Source organism: Jiella sp. M17.18, assembly GCF_041027365.1.
GTDB lineage: Bacteria > Pseudomonadota > Alphaproteobacteria > Rhizobiales > Rhizobiaceae > VKMB-3413.
This window is the reverse complement of sequence record NZ_JBFTEH010000013.1, coordinates 33,687-51,647: the sequence shown is the minus strand read 5'-3', so window position 1 is coordinate 51,647 and position 17,961 is coordinate 33,687. Positions and strand designations below refer to the sequence as shown.

Sequence of the window (17,961 nt, the reverse complement as noted above, 5' to 3'; positions counted from 1 at the left end):
CTCTTCCCATTTCCTATCGTGCGAGAAACCAGATCGTCAGCGTCAGGCCGAGCCCGGCGACCGCCAGGCGCAAGAGCCAGTCCGGGACGAACCGCAGCAGGCGACCGCTCGCATAGCCGCCGATGAGCCCTCCCAGCAGGACCGTCGGCGCCGCCACCCAATCGACATGGTGCGAGAACGCCAGTGGAACGACCGCCGTCGAGTTGATGCAGAAGGCGAAGACGTTCTTGCGGGCGTTGGCATGGTGCAGATCGCCGGTGGTCGTGGCCGACAGCACCGCCAGGAGCATGAACCCCATGCCGGCGCCGAAATAGCCGCCGTAAAAGCCGATGCCGAAGAGAAGGACGACGGTCACCGGCATCATCGCGCCGCCCGGGAACAGGTGCCGCATCAGCTTCGGCAGCTGGCGGCCGAACAGGATCGCCGTAGCGGCGAGGGCAAGCAGCACGGGAACGGCCGAAAGAAACGACGCTGCCGGCAGGCTGACCAGGACAAGCGCGCCCGTCAGCGCGCCGAGCATGGCAGGCAGAAGCAGGACAAGCAGCGGGCCGCCGGCGGCAAGCTCGCGCCGGTAGAGCCAGGCCGCCGGAAGCGTCGCGGGCCAGAGCGCGACGGTGCCCGTCGCGTTGGCCGCGATCGCCGGAAGGCCCGACGCCAGCAGCAGCGGAAACACGAACAGCTTCGCACCGCCGGCTGCCGCGTTCACCACGCCTCCGGCTAGCCCGGCCAGGAAGAACAGCATCAGTTCGCGGAGCATCAGGACGGCCGGCTCCAGTTGGCGACGAGAGCCCGCTCCGTCCGCTGGAAATGGCCGCGCGTCAGGTCGCAGGCCCGATCCGCATCGCGCGCGAGCACCGCCTCGGCAATCTCGGCATGTTCGGTGTTCAGCTTCCGCTCGCCCCGATCGCTGCCGATCGAGGCGCGTCGATAGCGCTCGCACTGGTCCTGCAGGCTGTTGCGCGCGTGCAGGAGCCATCGCGATCCGCACGCCGCCACTGTTGCCGCATGGAAGGCCGCATTCGCCCGCTCCCAAGAATCCGTAACGCAGCCGTCCGGAGCGGCGAGCGCGGCATCCTCCTTCTTCATGATGTAGGCAGCGGCGACCACCGCCGCCTCCCATGCGTCGCCGCCGTGGGCGATCGAGCGCCGGAGCGCTGCGAGCTCGACCTCGGTGCGCGCGACGTTGAGGTCGCGGAACTCCTCCAGATCGAGGGGCGCGACGGTGAAACCGCGGTTGCCCTCCGTCATGACCAGCCGCTCCGCCGAGAGCTTCTGCAGAGCCTCGCGAATAGGTGTCGGCCCGATCCGGTAGATCTGCTTCAGCTTCTCGATCCGAAGTCTCTCGCCGGGCGGGCGCACGCCTCGGATTATGTCCACGCGCAGGGTCCGATACGCGAAGTCGGTCAGGGTGCCGCTGTCGCGCATCGCGTCGTCATCGACGTCCGGGTTTCGCATCCAGGTCTCCGCCAACCTCTCGTCTCCCCTGATCCGGCAGTCCTGCCTCGCGTCGTTTGACAGCCGGCTTTCGATATGTATTGTGCTTCTATCGATAAAAAGCGCGGATGTCGAGAACATGAAAATCGTAACCGGCCGGTCCGATGGCGAACTGATCGCCGGCTATGTGGACCACGACCAGGTCGTCGTCTGCGAAAGAGGCGATGACGCCGCCGAGGCGGTGCAGAAACTCGTTGCGTCCGGTTCGGGGGCCGATGCGTGGGCGCAGAAGGGCCGGACGGGAGCGCCGCGCCTGCCGCTCGCGGACGTGCGGCTGATGGCGCCCATCCCCAATCCGCGGCGCGACATCTTCTGCGTCGGCAAGAACTATTACGAACACGCGGCCGAGTTTCACTCGAGCGGCTTCGATTCGAGCGGCAAGGAGGCGACGCCGAAGGCCCCAATCATCTTCACCAAGGCGACGACCAGCGTCGTCGGTCCGGACGACACCGTGATGGGCTCGTACGATCCGACGGCGAGTGTCGACTACGAGGGCGAACTCGGCCTCGTGATCGGGCGCCGGGCGTTCCGGGTGAGCAAGGACGCGGCCTACGACCACGTCTTCGGCTATGTCGTCATGAACGACGTGACGTCGCGAGAGCTTCAGCGCAAGCACAACCAGTGGGTCATCGGAAAGGGCATCGACACCTTCTGCCCGATGGGCCCATGGCTGGTGACGGCCGACGAGGTCGGCGACGTGAATGCCCTGGAACTGGTGACGACGATCAACGGCGAGGTCCGCCAGTCGGCCAGGGTCGCCGACCTGATCTTCGACATACCGACCCTGATCGAGACGCTGTCGGCGACGATGACCCTTCTGCCCGGCGACATCATCGCGACCGGCACGCCGGCCGGCGTCGGCATCGGCTTCGACCCGCCGAAATATCTGGCGAAGGGCGACAGGATGAGCGTCGCGATCACCGGCCTCGGAGAACTCGCCAACACGATCGCCTGAGGCCGGTCGCGTCCGGGAGGCGGACGCGACCGGCCGGCAACCATGGAGGACCGGCCCTGCGGCCGGACATCAAAGGGAGGAGAACCCAATGTTCAGGACTGTGAAGCTGTCGCTGCTGGCTGCCGCGGCCGCACTGGCATTCGGCGCGCCGTCCGCCTCGGCGGTCGAGACGCTCAACACCGTGACCGCGCTGCCCACGCAGCACACGCTGTCGCAGAGCTACATCAAGCACTTCGTCGAGCCTCTGAACAAGGCCGGCAAGGGCGTGATCCAGATCAAGCTGCTCGGCGGCCCGGAGGTGACGCCCGCCGACCGTGCGCCGCAGGCCATGCAGCGCGGCGTCATCGACGTCCTGTTCACGCCCGCCGCCTATGTCGCGGGCGTCGTCCCCGAAGCCCAGGCGATGATGCTGCAGACGGTCGGGATCGACGCACTGCACGAGAACGGGGCGTTCAAGACATACGACGACGTCTTCTCGAAGCGGCTGAACGCGCATCTTCTGGCATGGTCGGAAACCGGCGAAGGCTCCGGCTATTACCTTTACACGACGAAGAAGCCGCCCATGAAGGACGGCGTCATCGACCTCAGCGGCATGTCGATGCGCACGACGGGCGCGTATCGGCCTCTGGAGGAGGCGCTGAACGCCACGACCGTTCAGATCCCGTCCGGCGACGTGCCGACCGGGCTGCAGCGCGGCGTCATCGACGGCTTCGGCTGGCCGACGGTCGGCCTGAAGTCGATCGGCCTGGCGGACTCGGTGAAGTATCGAGTCGAGCCGGCCTTCTATCATCTCGCCGACGTCGTCCTGATCTCCAACCGGACCTGGAACGGCCTTTCCGACAAGGCCAAGAAGATCCTGACCGACACGGCCCGCGAGTACGAGAAGACGTCGGTCCAGGAGATCATCGATCGCAACAAGGACGACATCGCGGCCGGCGACAAGGCCGGCGTGAAGCCGATCACCATGACCGGCGAGGCCGGCGACAAGTACCTCTCGATCGCAAACGACGCGATGTGGAACCGGGTCACCGACAAGATCGGCAAGGACGAGCTGAAGTCGCTTCGCGGGATGCTCGACAAGACCAAGTGATACCCGGCGGGCGAGGATGCCGCTGCATCCGCCCGCTGCAGACATTCCGGTTTTCGCAGCCCAGCCAAGGGCCTGACGAAAATCACGATGCGGAGCCAGGGGGCATGTCCACGCCTCCTGGCCTGATCCCCACAGCCTGACGAGGAACCGCCGTGATGCTCGCGTTGCTCTGGCGTCTTTACAACTTCATCCTCATCGGATGTCTCGTGCTCGCCGGCACGCTGATTGCGGCGGCCATCGCCTTGGTCGTCGTCGACGTCTCGATCCGGGCGCTCGGCTTTCGTCCCTTCGACTTCACCGTCGCCTTCGTCGAGTACATCCTCCTCTACTTCGTCCTTCTCGCCGCGCCGTATCTCGTCCGGGAAAAGGGCCATGTCTGCGCCGAGGTCGTGTTCTCGCGGCTGCGCGGAACACCGCGCTATGTCTGCGAAAAGTTCGTCTACATCCTGTGCATCGTCGTCTCGCTCGTCTTCGCCTGGACGGGCGGCGTGCTGTTCGTCGAGGCGATCCAGTACGGCTATGTCGACGAGCGCTCGGTCGATGTCCCGTACTGGGCGCTATACCTGTTCTATCCCCTCTCCTTCACGCTGATCGCGATCGAGTTCGCGCGGTACCTGATCGGCGTCGATTCGATGTACGCGCGCCACGAGCCGATGGAGTCCATGTAAGATGGCGTGGTACGATGCGCTCTTCCTGCTGATCGGCATGGTCATCGGCCTGATGGCCCTCGGCGTGCCCGTCGCCTTCGCCTTCATGGCGACCAATCTCGCCGGCGCCCTGATCTTCATCGGGGGTGAGAGCGCCATCCTGCAGGTCGTGGACAATTCCTCCTCGCTGATCACGCGGTTCCAGCTGGCCCCGGTACCGTTCTTCATCTTCATGGGATCGCTGTTCTTCCATTCGGGGCTGGCGATCCGGGTGTTCGACACCCTCGACAAGTTCTTCGGCCGGGTCCCCGGCCGGCTGTGCTACGTGACCGTCGCCGGCGGGACGATCTTCTCCACCCTGACGGGGTCTTCCATGGCCAATACGGCCATGCTGGGCTCGCTGATGGTTCCGGAGATGCAGCGCCGGGGCTATCACTGGCGCATGTCGCTCGGCCCGATCCTCGGCACCGGCGGCCTCGCCATGATCATACCTCCCTCGACGCTCGGGGTTCTCCTCGCCTCGCTCGCCGGCATCGACGTCGGCCGATTCCTGATCGCAGGCATCATCCCGGGGTTCATGCTCGCCTGCTTCTTCGCGGTGCTCATCACCGTGCAGATCTGGATGAACCCGAAGCTGACGCCGAACTACGAGATCGAGCGGGTGTCGCTGCGCCGCGGCCTGAAGCTCGCGGTGACGAACATCGCGCCGATGGGCCTCGTCGTGTTCATGGTGATCGGGCTGATCATCTTCGGTGTCGCGACCCCGACGGAGTCGGCGGCCTTCGGCGTCGCCGGCGTCCTGATCCTCAGCATCATCTTCCGCCTGTTCTCGATCAAGGTCGTCAAGGATTCCATGCTCTCGACCATCAAGGTCAGCGCGATGGTGTTCTTCATCATCCTGAATTCGAGCATCTTCAGCCAGCTCTTGGCCTACTCCGGAGCAAGCGCCGGCCTTCTCGGCTTCGCGACCTCGTTCGATGTCTCGGTCGGGGCCGTGCTCGTGATGATCTTCCTGGCGCTGCTCCTGCTCGGCATGTTCATGGATCCGGTGTCGATCATGCTGATCACCATTCCGATCTTCTTTCCCCTCGTCCATGCGCTCCACATCGATCCGCTCTGGTTCGGGATCCTGATGCTGATCTCCCTGGAGATGAGCCAGACGACGCCGCCCTTCGGACTGCTGCTCTTCGTCATGCTCGGCGTCGCCCCGAAAGGCACGACGCTCCGCCAGGTCGCCTTCGCAGCCGCGCCGTTCCTCGCGTGCGACCTGGTGCTCGTCGGCCTGATGACGCTTTTCCCCGCGATCGTGCTCTTCCTGCCGGGGCTGATGTGAGATCATCCACTCGCCGGGACGGCCCCCGGGCATCGTCGGCCGGCAGTCGGCGCCCTTTCAACTCCTGCCTGGCAGCCTAACGTAATCCCTCGCCTGCAAAGCCGCATGGGAAGCATACTACCCGGCGGCCTTCCCGGACGACGGGCTCCGGCGAGATGCGGTCACCCAGCGCCAGACCGTGAACCGATCGCGCCAGAGCTTGATCCGCGATCGTATCCGCCGTTGCTCTGGCATCTTCGTCGATCCGGCCGAAGACCTCCGATGCGTTGAAGGCGGGCGTGCATAGCTGGCTTCACCGCCAGCTGCAGATCGCCACGGCGAGCTACCGTGCGACCCGCTCGGCTTGCTTGTGCCCGCCGGATCGAGGAGGAGCGCCTTTGCGCAGGGGTCGGTCAGGGTGAACTCGAACTCGTCGGCGCGCAAAGCAGGATCGAGCGGAGCCGTCGTCGCGCAGGGCGCGGGCGTGCCGAACGTGATCGTCCCTCTCCGGGCCGTCGGGCGGAACGATCGCCCCGCGGCCGGCTGCCCTTCGTCGGTCGGAAGAGCAGTCAGCGCTCGTATGACGGATCAAAAGATCTCGTTCGCGGCGCGCAGGTTCACAGTTGATGCGCGGCGCTCGTGCCGCCGCGTCGACGCGAGGCCTTCAGCAACGGCGGCAGGATCAGTGTGGCGGCGAGCATCATCCAGAGGATAATCGCGATCGGGGAGGAGAATAAGATGCCCGGATCGTTACCGGATATCCGCATCGACAGCAGGAACGACTTCTCGATCAGCGGCCCGAGGATGACCCCGATCAGGATCGCGGCGACATGGTAGCCGGTCTTGCGGGCGACATAGCCGATGACCCCGAAGACGACGGCGATCGCGATGTCGGCGACGAAGCCGCGCGGCACGAAGGCTCCAAGAAGCGTGAAGGCGACGATCAGCGGCGCCATATAATAGTTCGGGACGACCGTGATCCGGGACAGGTAGCGGGTTAGCGGAAAGATGACGATCAGCATGAAGAGGTACGACACGAACATCGACATGATCACGCCGTAGGCGAGCAAAGGGTCGGCGGTGAAGAGGCGGGGCCCGAACGGCACCCCCTGGAACTGCAGCACGATCATCATCACGGCGGCGGATTCGCCGCCGGGCACGCCGATGGCGAGCAGCGGCACGAGAGTGCCGGTCGTGACGCCGTTGTTGGCGGCCTCCGGCGCAACGACGCCCTGTTCGTGCCCCTGCCCGGGACGTCAGCCCGTTCGAGATCATGGAGACACGCATTCTGGTGGAGCCCTGCCTGGCCACGCCGGTCGTCGCGCGGGCAAACAGCGCGGATCTTCCGATCATCCGGGGAGCGATGGACGAAGCCGCCGGGGCCCGGGAATTCACCGCCTTCGAGCACTGGGACGGCCAGTTCCATCAGGCGATCGCGAACGCGACTCACAATCACCCTCTGATCGAAATCTACCGCACGATCACGGCTTCGCGCGAATACGCCGAATGGGGAGAGATGAAGCGGAATTCGATCACCGAGGAGCGTCGGGCGAACTATGTCGCGGAGCACGCCGAGATCATGGCAGCGCTCCAGGCGCGGGACGCCGCCCGGGCCGAGGCCGCGATGCGCGCCCATCTGGTCACGGTGCGGCAGAACCTGCTCGGCGCCGGTTTCGGCAGCTCGGCCGAATGAGCCTGCCGGCGCTTCTGTTCTTCGTCTGCCTGGCGATCCTCACGTCTTTCCTCGCCGGCATCTTCGGCATGGCCGGCGGCATGATCTTGATGGGCGGCCTGCTCTATATCGTGCCGGTCGGCGACGCGATGATCCTCCACGGGATCACGCAGCTCACCTCGAACGGGTGGCGCGCCATCCTCTGGCGCCGCTACATCCGCTGGAGCATCGCGGCCCGATACGGCATCGGACTCGTGGCGGCAGGCGCACTGTTCTCCTCGCTGAGGATCATGCCGCACGCCTCTCTGGTATTCCTGCTGCTCGGGCTTCTGCCCTTCGTCGGCCGGGTGCTGCCAACGAGCTGGGCGCCTCCGGTGAACAAGCCCTGGGGCGGAGCTCTGCGGCTTCGTGAGCACTACGTTCCAGCTTCTCTCCGGCGCGTCGGGGCCGCTGCTGGACATCTTCTTCATCCGTTCGCCGCTCGACCGCCGCGCCATCGTGGCAACCAAGGCGACCTGTCAGGTCATGACTCACCTGTCCAAGCTTTTGTATTTCAGCCTGGTCGTCGTCACGGAAACGACCGGAGCGATCACTCCCGTGGTGCTGGGACTTGCCATTTTCGCCGCGATCACCGGAACGACCCTGAGCCGCGCAGTCCTCGATCGGCTGACGGACGCCAACTTTCGTCGCTACACGTGGTGGCTCCTGTACGCGATAGGTGGCCTCTACCTTTGCAAAGCCGTTGCGGGGGCTGCAGGCTGGTGAAGGACTTTTCGCCGGTCGATCCGGCACTCTGGGCCGAGCACAACCTGCTTGAGGGAGGCGGTGCGACCCCGGCTCCTTATCCGCTTCGCTCCGGCATGAATGCGGCGGACTTCGGTGAAGCCCGCCGCTCTGCGAAATCCGTCGTGCTCTTCGCCCTGCCTCAGTAGGCCGGGTTTTCCCGGAAAGACGGATCGTGGATGTCGTAGGTGAAGGCGTGCGCCGCCCGCTTCTTCATGTAGGCGTCATGGTCGAACGGCACGAGCTTCTCGACATTGATGTCGTCATGGTTGAACGGGATCACCGAGACGAACACCGCCTTCTTGTACTTCTCGCCGGCAAAATAGGCCTTGATCTGCTGGTAGGCGATGTCGGCTTCGAGCGTCGCGGTTTCGTTGACGTCCATCGTGGTGGTGCCGTCCTTCACCCACTTCCACGACTTCTCTTTGCCGTTGCTGGAGCCGAGCCAGTACTTGCTCGGGTCGAGTCCGGCTTCCTCCATCGCCTGCAGGGCACCGGCCATCATCTCGTCGTTTTCGACATAGGCGCCGTCGAAGCCATCCGGGCCGAGACTGGTGATCGCGTCCTGCATCACCTTCTTGGCGGGATCGGCGAACCATCCGCCCGAACCCCAGAAGACCACCTGCAGGTCCTTGCCCCCGGCGCCCTTTACACCGACACTGTCGGCGAGGTTGCCGATGTCCTTGCCCTTGTCCTTGTAGGCCTGGAGGAAGCCCTGGGTCTGGCCGGCGGCCGTTCCCTGCCCGAGCTTGCCCTCGATCATGATGACGCGCTTGACGTTGTGCTGCATGGCGGATTCGCCCGCGAGCCGGCCGATATAGACCCAGTCGTAGCCTGCGAAGCCGGCAAGGCCCGGCTCGTTCGGGGGATTGTGGGTCAGGTGGAACTCCGGAATGCCGGCGTCCTTGGCGAGCTTGAGCGTCCGCGACGTCGTCTCCGGCGAGTTCTGCACCACCAGCAGCGCGTCAACGCCCTGGGTGATGAAGTTCTCCACCGCCGAGATCTGGTCGGGCGCGGTGCCCTGCCCGACGACATCGAGAACCGTCCAGCCCTCGCGCCCGGCGAGCGTCTTGAACACCTCGAAGCCGGCTTTGTAGAAGTCGTCGGAATTGTCCATGTAGTATCCGATGACCTTGCCCTTGCTGCTGGCTGCCCAGCTGCCGCCGGTCAGCGCAAGCGACCCCAGTGCGGTCGCGGTCATCAGCATCATCGTGCGTCTGTTCACGGTCTTCCTCCCTTTTCGTTGTCCATGGTCCGGAGCGGTGCTTCGCTGTCAGGCCGACAGGTCCTGCAGATCCGCCCGGCCTCCTCCCTGTTCGCCCGCCTCCCGCCGCTCCTTCGGCGGCAAGACCGTGCGCATGTTCGCCCGCTCGCGTCTGAGAGCCAGGAACTCCGAGATCCGCGACGAGACGTCTCCGGCCGACACCGCGATGATCACGACGAGGCCCTTGGCGAGGAACTGCACCTCCGACGGCAGCCGCAGCATGTTCATCGCGTTGGCGATCGAGCCGAGGAAGAAGACGCCGATCAGCGTGCCGACGATGTTGCCTCGCCCGCCGCTGAGCGCCGTTCCTCCGATGACCACCATGGCGATCGTGTCGATCTCCAGCCCCTGGCCGAGCGTGATGATCCCGGTGTTGATGCGGGCGAGCAGCATCGTCGCGCCGATGCCGACGAACAGGCCCTGGATGACGTAGACCGACATCCGCATGTTCCTGACGTTGATGCCGGCGAGATAGGCGGCGCGGGGATTGGTGCCGACGGCGTAGATCCGCCGCCCGTATTTCGTGAAGGTGAGCAGGAGCCCGCCGATCAGCGCGATGACGAAGAACAGGATCACGTAGGGCGGCACCCGCAGGAGCAGCCCGGTGACCGGATCGCGCATCCGCTCGAAGAGGTTCGTGGTCAGGAAGTCGAGCTCGCCCTTCATCACAACTTCGCGCGAGTTGCACAGAAGCAGGGCGATCCCCTGGAACGAGATCATCCCGCCGAGAGTGATGATGAAGGGCTCGACGCTGGTCCGCGAGATGATGAAGCCCATGATCGCTTCGAGAACGACCGCCGAAGCGATGCCGAGGGCGATCGACGCGCCGACGCCGAGGCCCCATTGCGACACGCCGAGGGCGACGACGATCGAGACCAGCGAGGCGAGCATGCCCACCGACAGGTCGATGCCGCCGGAGATCATCACCATGGTCATGCTGACGGCGATGATCCCGGGCACCGCCACCTGCTGCAGGATGTTGAGGATGTTGACCGGGCTGATGAAGGTCGGAAACTTCGTGCCGCCGGTCGAGATCAGCTGCAGGACGACGATGATGACGACGAAGCTGACGAAGATCGAGAGCACCCTGAGGTTCGGGTACCGCCGAAACAAGGATTCCTCGCGCTTTGCCGGCACCGTGGCTTTCTCGGGCTCGTTCACTGCAGTGTGTCTCCGATCGACAGGCTGAGGATGTTCTCCTCGGTGATGTCCGCGCCGCTGAGTTCGCCGGCGACTTCGCCTTCCTTGAAGACCAGGATGCGATCGCTCATGGAGATCACCTCTGGCATGTCCGACGAGACCATCAGGATCGCCTTGCCCGCCCGCAGCAGTTCGACCATGACCCGGTAGATCTCCTGCTTGGCGCCGACATCGATGCCGTGCGAAGGCTCGTCGAAGATGAAGATCTCGCCGTCGGTGTTGAACCACTTGCCGAGCACCACCTTCTGCTGGTTGCCGCCCGACAGGTTGCCGACGCGGGCCTGCGTGCTTGGGGCCCTGATGTTCAGCCGCTCGACATAGGTCTCGGCCACGGCCGCATCCGCCGCGGGACGGGCGAGCAGCTGATGCGTGTTCACCATGTTCGCCACCGCGATGTTCTCGGCGATCGACTGGGTCAGAAACAGGCCTGTCGCCTGCCGATCCTCGGTGATGAAGCACATCTTGTTGAGGATCGCGCTCTTTGGGCTCGAATGCCTGACCGGTCGCCCGTCGATGCGGATCTCGCCGGAGACGAGCGGCGCGGCGCCGAACAGCACCTCCATCAGTTCCGACCGGCCGGATCCGACCATGCCGGCGAGACCGAGGATCTCGCCCCGGCGCAAGTCAAGCGAGACGTCGTGGACGCCGTTGCCGGACACGTGGCGCGCTTCAAGCACCACCTCGCCGGGCTCGACGCGTTCGCGATCGTAGAAGGTCGAGGGATCGCGGCCCACCATGTCCTTGATCAGAGTCGTCTTCGTCAGCCCCTCGATCGGATACATGCTGATCCTGCGGCCGTCCCGCAGCACCGTCGCGCGGTCGCCGATCTCGAATACTTCCTCGAGATGATGCGAGATGTAGATGATCCCGACTCCATCCGCCCTGATCCTGCGCAGGATGTCCAACAGCGTCTCCACCTCGCGCGACGAGAACGAAGCCGTCGGTTCGTCGAGGATGATGACGTTGCTCCGGAACTCCAGAGCCTTTGCGATCTCGACGATCTTCTGCTGACCGCTTGTCAGGTCGCCCATCGCGGCTTCCGGCGACAGATCGCTCTTCAGGTAGTCGAGGACGCGGCGGGTCCGCTCCCGCATCGCCTGCCGTTGCATAAGGCCGAAACGGGTGATCTCCGAACCGGCGAAGATGTTCTCGGTGATCGTCAGATCCGGAAACACCACGTGTTCCTGGTAGATGGTGTGGATGCCCAGCTTCAGGGCCGCGCGCGGCGTCAGCGACACCTCCTTGCCGTCGACGAGGATGCGGCCGCCTTCGTCCGGCTGGTACGCGCCTGCGAGGATCTTGATCAGTGTCGACTTGCCGGCGCCGTTCTCGCCGCACAGGCAGTGGATCTCGCCGCGCAGGAGGTCGAACGAGATGTCCTGCAACGCCTTGACGCCCGGAAAGGTCTTCGAAATGTGCGACAGGCGCAAGATCTCGCTCATAGTCTCCCCGCTCAGGCGGACGCGGCTCAGCGCCGGCCGAAATCCGGCACGGCGACAATCTCGCCACCCCGAAGCGCCGATTGATGGGCGCAGATGCCGACGGCGGTCCAGTTTGCCGACTGTTCGGCGTTCGGGAACGGGTCGCGGTCCTCGAAGAGCGCGCTCAGGAACTCGTTGACGAGATGCGGATGCGAGCCGCCGTGCCCCCCGCCTTGGATGAAGGACAGATGCCCCTCGTCGGCGACGCCCCGCGTGAACTTGCGGATCGGCTCCGGCAGGCGATGCGCGAAGTCGGGCACCTCGACCCGCTCGGCGATCTCCGGCTCCGGCCGCTTCGCCGTGTGGAGGACCGGGTTCTCGCCCTCGATCAGCGGCCACTCGAAGGACTTCTTGGAGCCGTAGACGTCGATGCTCTCACGATACTGCCGCGCGGTGTCCCAGAGGAAGCGCCAGACATGAGCGGCGACGTCAGAGTCCTTGATCTTGATGTGGCAGGATTCCACCGCGAAGCGCGAGCCCGACCGGCCGGCGCACTCATCATTGATCGTTCCCGATCCGAAGCAGCTGACATATTCCGCCATGCCGTCGACGATGGCCATCAGCGGGCTGACGACATGGGTGGCATAGTGCATCGGCACCATGTCCTTCCAGTATTCCGGCCAGCCTTCCATGTCCTGCGGATGCGAGGCCTGCAGGTACTGGATCTTGCCGAGTTCGCCCTTGTCGTAGAGGTCCTTGATGAAGAGGTATTCGCGGCTGTAGACGACCGTTTCGGCCATCATGTACTTCAAGCCCGTCTCGCGGACGAGGCGGACGATCTCCTGCGCCTCGTCCAGCGTCGTCGCCATCGGCACGGTGCAGATGACGTGCTTGCCGGCCTTCAGGGCCGCGATCGTCTGCGGCGCGTGGTCCGGGATCGGGCTGTTGATGTGGACAAAGTCGACGTCCGGATCGGCAAGCATGGCGTCGAAGTCGGTGTAGCGCTTGTCGATCCCGAAGCGGTCGCCCACCTCGTCCAGTCGGCTCTTCGTCCGCTGGCAGATCGCCGCAATCTCGGCTCGCGGATGCGCCTGGTAGATCGGTATGAACTCCGAGCCGAACCCCAGCCCGACGAGTCCCACTCGCGCCCGTTCCATGTGTCGTCCTCCCCAGAACTCCCAAAGCCACTATCGGAGGGCCCAAAGAACTTGAACATGAGGAATGACGCGGAATTTCTGAGATTTTTTCCCACCGCAGCGCAGCATTACATCTGCGGGGACAAGTACATCATGCGGCGCCTGCTCCTGCCGGCGCGCCCGCGCATGCCGCGCCGGCCGGCCGTCATGTGGCACGTCGAGGCAAGATGCCCTCGCCGAGGTCAGTCCTGCGTCCGCAGCAGCGCGCGCCCGCGCACCTGATCGCGATATTCCCGCGGCGTCAGGCCGGTCTCCTTCTTGAAGAAGACGCTGAGATATTCGGGATGCTCGATGCCGAGCGCCTCGCTGATCTCCGACAGCGACATGTCGGTTTCCAGGAGAAGCTCGCGCACCGCATTGGTGCGCGCCCGCAGGATCTCCTGGTGCGGCGTGCGGTTGAGCGCCTGCCGGAACCTTGCTTCCAGCACCCGGCGCGACAGCGGCACGACCTGCAGGACGTCCTCGACCCGGATGTTCTTGTGAGAGTGCTGGCGGATGAAGGCGACGGCCCGCGCAACATGCGGATCGGCCACCGTCAGGACGTCGGTCGAGACGCGCTTGCGCACGCCGAGCGGCGCGATCGAATGCTTGCGCCCCTCGATCTGGCCGCCCCGCATCATCCGGTCGAGCATCTCGGCGGCATACGCCCCGGTGCGGAGCGCGTTCGGAATGACGCTGGACATGGTCGGATTGGAGAGCTCGCAGAGGAGTTCGTCGTTGTCGACGCCGACGACCGCGATGTCCTCTGGAACCATGAACCCATAGTACCGACAAATGTCGAGAAGCTGCAGGCCGCAGGCGTCGTAGCAGGCGAAGATGCCGACCGGCTTCGGCAGGCTCTCCAGCCATTGGCGGATGGCATCGCGCTGTGTCCACCAGCGCACGGCCGGCTCCTTGCGGACCGGCAGATTGAAGATCCGGGAGGCGACGATGTCGGGCCGATCGAGCAGGCGTTCGAAATTCTGCTGCCGCCAAACCGACCAGTTGTAGAACGGATCGCCGAAGAAGGCGAAGTTCTGCAGGCCGCAGTCGCGCAGGTGATCGAGCGCCAGCTGGGTGATCGCCGCGTCGTCGGTCTCTACCCAGGGAATGCCCTCGATCAGCCGTGCCGCGCTGACGTCCACGGTCGGCACCTTCATCCCGCTGATGATCCGGGCCATCTGGTCGGTCTCGATCCGCGCGATCGCCCCGTCGAACGTCCAGTTGCCGGCGAAGGATTCGTCGATCTCGTGTCGCCCGTGTTCGGTGAGGTACAGCGTCCAGCCGTGGCGCGTGCGGGCGTATTCATGGATGCCACGCAGGACGCCCCGCGCATAGCTGTTGGAGGTCTCGACGATGACCGCGACGTTCTTCTCGTCCATGCTTCACCTGCTCGCTCCCCGCCTCGTCCGGCACGGCCTCGCGCCGGACGGGCGCCACAAGCGCTTATACGGGTGAAGCGCCGCCTTCCAACGTCGCCGCGTTCGGGCGGCAACGGGAGGGCGCGGGCATTTCGCTCCGGCGCGGCCGCCCCGGAGCGGTGGCGACGAGGCTTCCAGCGGCTCCGGATCGAGGTTCAGCCGAGCAATTCGCGCAGAAAGCGGCCGCCCTCGCTCGCCAGTTCGTCCTGCGAGGGGGCGAGCGGGCGCCAGATCGATGCCGCCTTCGCGATCTCGACCGCGCCGGGCGTGAAGGATTCAATCACCACGGCACCGTCATAGTCGACCTCGCGCAGGGCATCGCGGATCCCGATCCAGTCCTGATGGCCGGTGCCGGGCGCACCGCGATCGTTCTCGCAGGCGTGGAAATGTCCGAGCATCCCCTTCCCGAGCTTGCGGATCGCATCCGGAATGCTCTTCTCTTCGATATTGGCGTGGAATGTGTCGATGTGGACGCGAAAGGCCGGGCTGCCGACGTCCCGCACCAGTGCCGCCGCCTGCTCCGTCAGGTTGATCATGTCGGTCTCGAAGCGGTTCAGCGGCTCGACGCCGACCGTGACGCCGGCATCCGACGCCACCTTGCCGAGTTTTTGCAGGTTCTCGACGCACCAGGCCCATTCCCGCTGCTTCTGACCCGCGTCGACGAGACGGGTCTTGCCGACGGCGGAGTAGACCGGCCCCGAGAAGACCCGAGCACCCACCGCCTCGGCGAACCGAATGCCGTCCCGGATGTAGTCGACGCCTGTCTGGCGCACCGCCTGGTCGTCATGGCTGATGTCCCGCGACGGCCCGAATGCGCCGCAGACGGTCACCGCGAGCCCGTTGTCCTCGACAATCTTGCGCAGGAGAACAGCATCGACGAGCGCGGGATCGTCCAGCGCGACTTCCAGCACGTCGAAGCCCATCGCCTTGATCTTCGGGACCAGTCCGAAGTCGTTCGTCGTGAATGGAGACGTCCAAACCCACGTGTTGACGCCGATCTTCATCGCTTTCGCCCTCCCGGAGATGCCGGCCGGACGGTACCGAGAGCGGCCGACTGGCTTGATGATGGCGGTAAGTCTCCACGAGGGCCATGAGCATCGTAAAGGAGCAATCGCGTCAGAAAGTTGAGATTTTTAACCGGAAGAATGGTGTGCGAGGCCAGCACGAGCGTCAGAAGTGACACTCAAGGTTCACCGCCGCTCCTGTACCAGCCGTTCCGCGACGCGCCAGGCGTTGGCCATGATCGTCAGCGTCGGGTTGGCGCCCGTCGCAGTCGGGAAGGGCGAGCCATCGACCGCGTAGAGGTTGTCGACCTCGTGCGCTCGGCACCAGCGGTCCAGCACCGACGTCTGCGGGTCGTCTCCCATTCGGGCCGTACCGTGCTGATGCGAGCAATTGCCGGTGATGCGATCGGCATACACCTTGCGGATATTCGACGCGCCGCTCGCCTCCAGGATGTCGGCACCGCGGTCGATGAGAAAGCGCCCTTGGGCGATGTCGTTTTCGTGCGGCTTCAGCGTGATGCGCGCCACCGGCAGGCCCCAAGCGTCGACGACCGCTTCGTCGAGATCGACCCGGTTGTCGTGCTGCGGCATGTCATGGAGCACCATCGCCACGGCCAGCGAGTGGTTGAAGTAATCGCGGTCGATCCTCTTGGCCTCGGCACCCCAGGTCGGGGCGCCCGGCAGGTGCCAGTTGATTGGCAGCGGGATGCCCACCCCGGCGACCGCCAGATGTCCCCCGGAGACGAACCCGCGCGAGGCGTCGTGCTCGTAGTGCTGGAAGGTAGAGGCGCTGACATAGCCGCCGCCGGCCCAGGCATAGATGGGATCGTCATAGGTGCCGACTGCAGCGGAATATTCGTGGAAGGTGACGTTCCGCCCGACGAGGTCGCTGCCGTTGGCGAGCCCGTTCGGGAAGCGGCCGGACCGCGACAGGAGGAGGAGCCGCGCCGTTTCCACTGCGCCACAGGCGAGGATGAAGACGTCCGCCTCTTGCTCGACAACGTCGCCGTCGCCGTCCTCATAAACCGCAGCTCTAACGCGCCCGTGCCCATCGAGGACGAGTTCGCGCACGACACATTCCGGCCGGATCTCGTAGTTGCCGGTGGCCAGGGCATCCGGCACGAAGACGTTCAGCGCCGACGAGCGGGTGCCGCTGGGATCGCCGTGCTGCTGCGCGAAGGCGCTGACGACAGTGGCCTTGCGGCCGTTATAGGGGCGAGAAAGGGCCGCCTGCGGCATTGGGAAGGAGTTCCAGCCGAGCGCGGCGCAGCCCTTGTGGAACTTCTCGACATAGCGCGAGACCGGCATCGGCGGGCACGGATAGCCGCCGGAGCGAGGGGATTCGAAGCGGTTCGCCCCAGCCTCGCCGGAGACGCCGAACGCCCATTCCACCTTGAGGTAATACGGCTCCAGCTCGTCATAGGTGATCGGCCAGTCGGCAAGGCTCGCGCCCGGCAAATCGCCGGCGATCGTGCGCAGGCGAAAGTCGTTCTCGGTGAAGCGCGGTAGCCAGCCCTGCCAATGAACGGTGCCGCCGCCGACCATCTGCGGCACAGGGCAGAACAGGTTGGGCGTCGCCGCGTCGGCGGCCGTCTCCCGCCACGTCCGCGGATTGAGCAGCGGGTCGGGCCAGAGGTTGTAGCGGTTGATATTGGCGAGTTCGTCGCCGCCAAAGCTTTCGCGCTTACGCCACGGCCCCTTTTCCAGCGCGACGACCTTGATCCCGGCCTCGCACAGCACCTTGGCGGCAGCGGCGCCGGAGGCGCCTGCGCCGACGATGACGACGTCGGTACGCTCGGGCTTGCGCTTAGAGACCATCGTGGAACTCCCGGACCTTCTCAGCCTCGCCTTCGGCAAAATACTGAAGCGTGGTGTAGCGGCCTTCGTGCACCGCCTTCAGCGAGGTCGGGCCGTCGAAGCCGATCGTCGTCCAGCCGGCGCGATCCCGGTTGCCGCCGTAGATCGGGTCGCAGTAGTAGCCCTGCCGCGTGTGGGCGACGAGGAGCGGGAAGAAGTCGAGATCGATCTCCGTCGAGGTCTGCTGCAAAGCAGGCTCGGCCGCCTCGGCCGTCCGGTCCAGCGCCGCTGTCGTCTCGGCGGGAGACCGCCCCGCCTCGAGCGCGCGAAGGATCGTTTCCTGCTGCTCGGGGTGAAGCTCGCTGAAGGGCGCGGAGAACGTCGCTCGCGCGCGTTCGTCGAGATCCGCGACCCCGTCGACATAGCGCCGGCGCAGGATGTCGATCCGGCGTCGCCAAGCGTCCGCGGCTCGACCGGTCAAGGTCTCGAAGCCCGACCCGTCGGGCTTGGCATAGATGAAGCCGATACCGGAGAGATAGCGGTCGACGAAGTCGATGCAGCCCGCCTCGCGCGCCCCAGGCATGTCGTCGGTCGGGATGATCCGGGCCATCGCAGCCGCGATCGTGGCGCGCTGGTGCGGGTTGAAAAACGTCTCGTCCGCCATCTGGTCTCCTCCCGTGAATACTTGCCCGGTCGCTCCCCCCAGGCGGCGCCGCGTTCTATGCG

General features: G+C 65.4%; 16 protein-coding genes and 1 pseudogene. 6 read left to right on the top strand and 11 right to left on the bottom strand.

Annotated features, from left to right (window positions below; genetic code table 11):
- Positions 1-13 precede the first annotated feature (13 nt).
- Positions 14-757 carry a sulfite exporter TauE/SafE family protein gene (locus AB5S17_RS20200; RefSeq protein ID WP_369242794.1) on the bottom strand — a complete coding sequence of 248 codons (744 nt, stop codon included), beginning with the start codon at positions 755-757 and terminating at the stop codon, positions 14-16.
- Entirely contained in the window at positions 757-1,455 is a 699-nt protein-coding gene (locus AB5S17_RS20195; RefSeq protein WP_369242792.1) for a GntR family transcriptional regulator, read from the bottom strand. The genes AB5S17_RS20200 and AB5S17_RS20195 overlap by 1 nt, the downstream gene beginning before the upstream one ends.
- Before the next feature lie 118 nt (positions 1,456-1,573).
- Between AB5S17_RS20195 and AB5S17_RS20190 the strand changes: the two genes are divergently transcribed.
- The 4 genes from AB5S17_RS20190 (at position 1,574) to AB5S17_RS20175 (ending at position 5,519) form a co-directional block, all read left to right on the top strand.
- Positions 1,574-2,449 (top strand): fumarylacetoacetate hydrolase family protein, encoded by an 876-nt coding sequence (locus AB5S17_RS20190; RefSeq protein WP_369242790.1) that lies wholly within the window; start codon positions 1,574-1,576, stop codon positions 2,447-2,449.
- A gap of 88 nt (positions 2,450-2,537) precedes the next feature.
- Entirely contained in the window at positions 2,538-3,539 is a 1,002-nt protein-coding gene (gene dctP / locus AB5S17_RS20185; protein ID WP_369242788.1) for a TRAP transporter substrate-binding protein DctP, read from the top strand.
- A 155-nt stretch (positions 3,540-3,694) separates the two neighbouring features.
- Positions 3,695-4,207: a TRAP transporter small permease gene (locus tag AB5S17_RS20180; protein ID WP_369242786.1), complete on the top strand. Its 513-nt coding sequence runs from the start codon at positions 3,695-3,697 to the stop codon at positions 4,205-4,207.
- A gap of 1 nt (position 4,208) precedes the next feature.
- Positions 4,209-5,519 (top strand): TRAP transporter large permease subunit, encoded by a 1,311-nt coding sequence (locus AB5S17_RS20175; RefSeq protein ID WP_369242784.1) that lies wholly within the window; start codon positions 4,209-4,211, stop codon positions 5,517-5,519.
- Positions 5,520-6,115: 596 nt separating this feature from the next.
- On the opposite strand, the pseudogene AB5S17_RS20170 reads toward AB5S17_RS20175, so the two are convergent.
- Positions 6,116-6,736 (bottom strand): annotated as a pseudogene (locus AB5S17_RS20170) (tripartite tricarboxylate transporter permease); the annotation flags it as partial.
- 35 nt (positions 6,737-6,771) lie between these two features.
- On the opposite strand from AB5S17_RS20170, the gene AB5S17_RS20165 reads away from it, so the two are divergent.
- Entirely contained in the window at positions 6,772-7,191 is a 420-nt protein-coding gene (locus tag AB5S17_RS20165) for a FadR/GntR family transcriptional regulator (RefSeq protein WP_369242782.1), read from the top strand.
- A complete protein-coding gene (locus tag AB5S17_RS20160; protein ID WP_369242780.1) occupies positions 7,188-8,102 on the top strand; it encodes a sulfite exporter TauE/SafE family protein in 915 nt (304 codons plus the stop codon). Before AB5S17_RS20165 ends, AB5S17_RS20160 begins: the two co-directional genes overlap by 4 nt.
- Here AB5S17_RS20160 and AB5S17_RS20155 read toward each other — a convergent pair.
- The 8 genes from AB5S17_RS20155 to AB5S17_RS20120 form a co-directional block, all read right to left on the bottom strand.
- Positions 8,096-9,178, bottom strand: a complete 1,083-nt coding sequence (locus AB5S17_RS20155) for a sugar ABC transporter substrate-binding protein (RefSeq protein ID WP_369242778.1) — start codon at positions 9,176-9,178, stop codon at positions 8,096-8,098. The two genes, AB5S17_RS20160 and AB5S17_RS20155, sit on opposite strands and share 7 nt — an antisense overlap.
- A gap of 48 nt (positions 9,179-9,226) precedes the next feature.
- On the bottom strand, positions 9,227-10,378 hold the full coding sequence (locus AB5S17_RS20150) for an ABC transporter permease (protein ID WP_369242776.1): 1,152 nt from the start codon (positions 10,376-10,378) through the stop codon (positions 9,227-9,229).
- The gene (locus tag AB5S17_RS20145) at positions 10,375-11,859 is read right to left on the bottom strand and encodes a sugar ABC transporter ATP-binding protein (RefSeq protein WP_369242774.1); all 1,485 of its coding nucleotides are present in this window, start codon (positions 11,857-11,859) and stop codon (positions 10,375-10,377) included. Before AB5S17_RS20145 ends, AB5S17_RS20150 begins: the two co-directional genes overlap by 4 nt.
- 26 nt (positions 11,860-11,885) lie before the next feature.
- The gene (locus AB5S17_RS20140; protein ID WP_369242772.1) at positions 11,886-12,995 is read right to left on the bottom strand and encodes a Gfo/Idh/MocA family protein; all 1,110 of its coding nucleotides are present in this window, start codon (positions 12,993-12,995) and stop codon (positions 11,886-11,888) included.
- A 221-nt stretch (positions 12,996-13,216) separates the two neighbouring features.
- On the bottom strand, positions 13,217-14,395 hold the full coding sequence (locus AB5S17_RS20135) for a substrate-binding domain-containing protein (protein ID WP_369242770.1): 1,179 nt from the start codon (positions 14,393-14,395) through the stop codon (positions 13,217-13,219).
- A 194-nt stretch (positions 14,396-14,589) separates the two neighbouring features.
- Positions 14,590-15,438, bottom strand: coding sequence for a sugar phosphate isomerase/epimerase family protein (locus tag AB5S17_RS20130; RefSeq protein WP_369242768.1), 849 nt, complete (start codon positions 15,436-15,438; stop codon positions 14,590-14,592).
- Positions 15,439-15,624: 186 nt separating this feature from the next.
- Positions 15,625-17,256, bottom strand: coding sequence for a GMC family oxidoreductase (locus AB5S17_RS20125; RefSeq protein ID WP_369242766.1), 1,632 nt, complete (start codon positions 17,254-17,256; stop codon positions 15,625-15,627).
- Complete coding sequence (locus AB5S17_RS20120; RefSeq protein ID WP_369242764.1) at positions 17,246-17,899, bottom strand: gluconate 2-dehydrogenase subunit 3 family protein; 654 nt, start codon at positions 17,897-17,899, stop codon at positions 17,246-17,248. The genes AB5S17_RS20125 and AB5S17_RS20120 overlap by 11 nt, the downstream gene beginning before the upstream one ends.
- Positions 17,900-17,961: the final 62 nt, after the last annotated feature.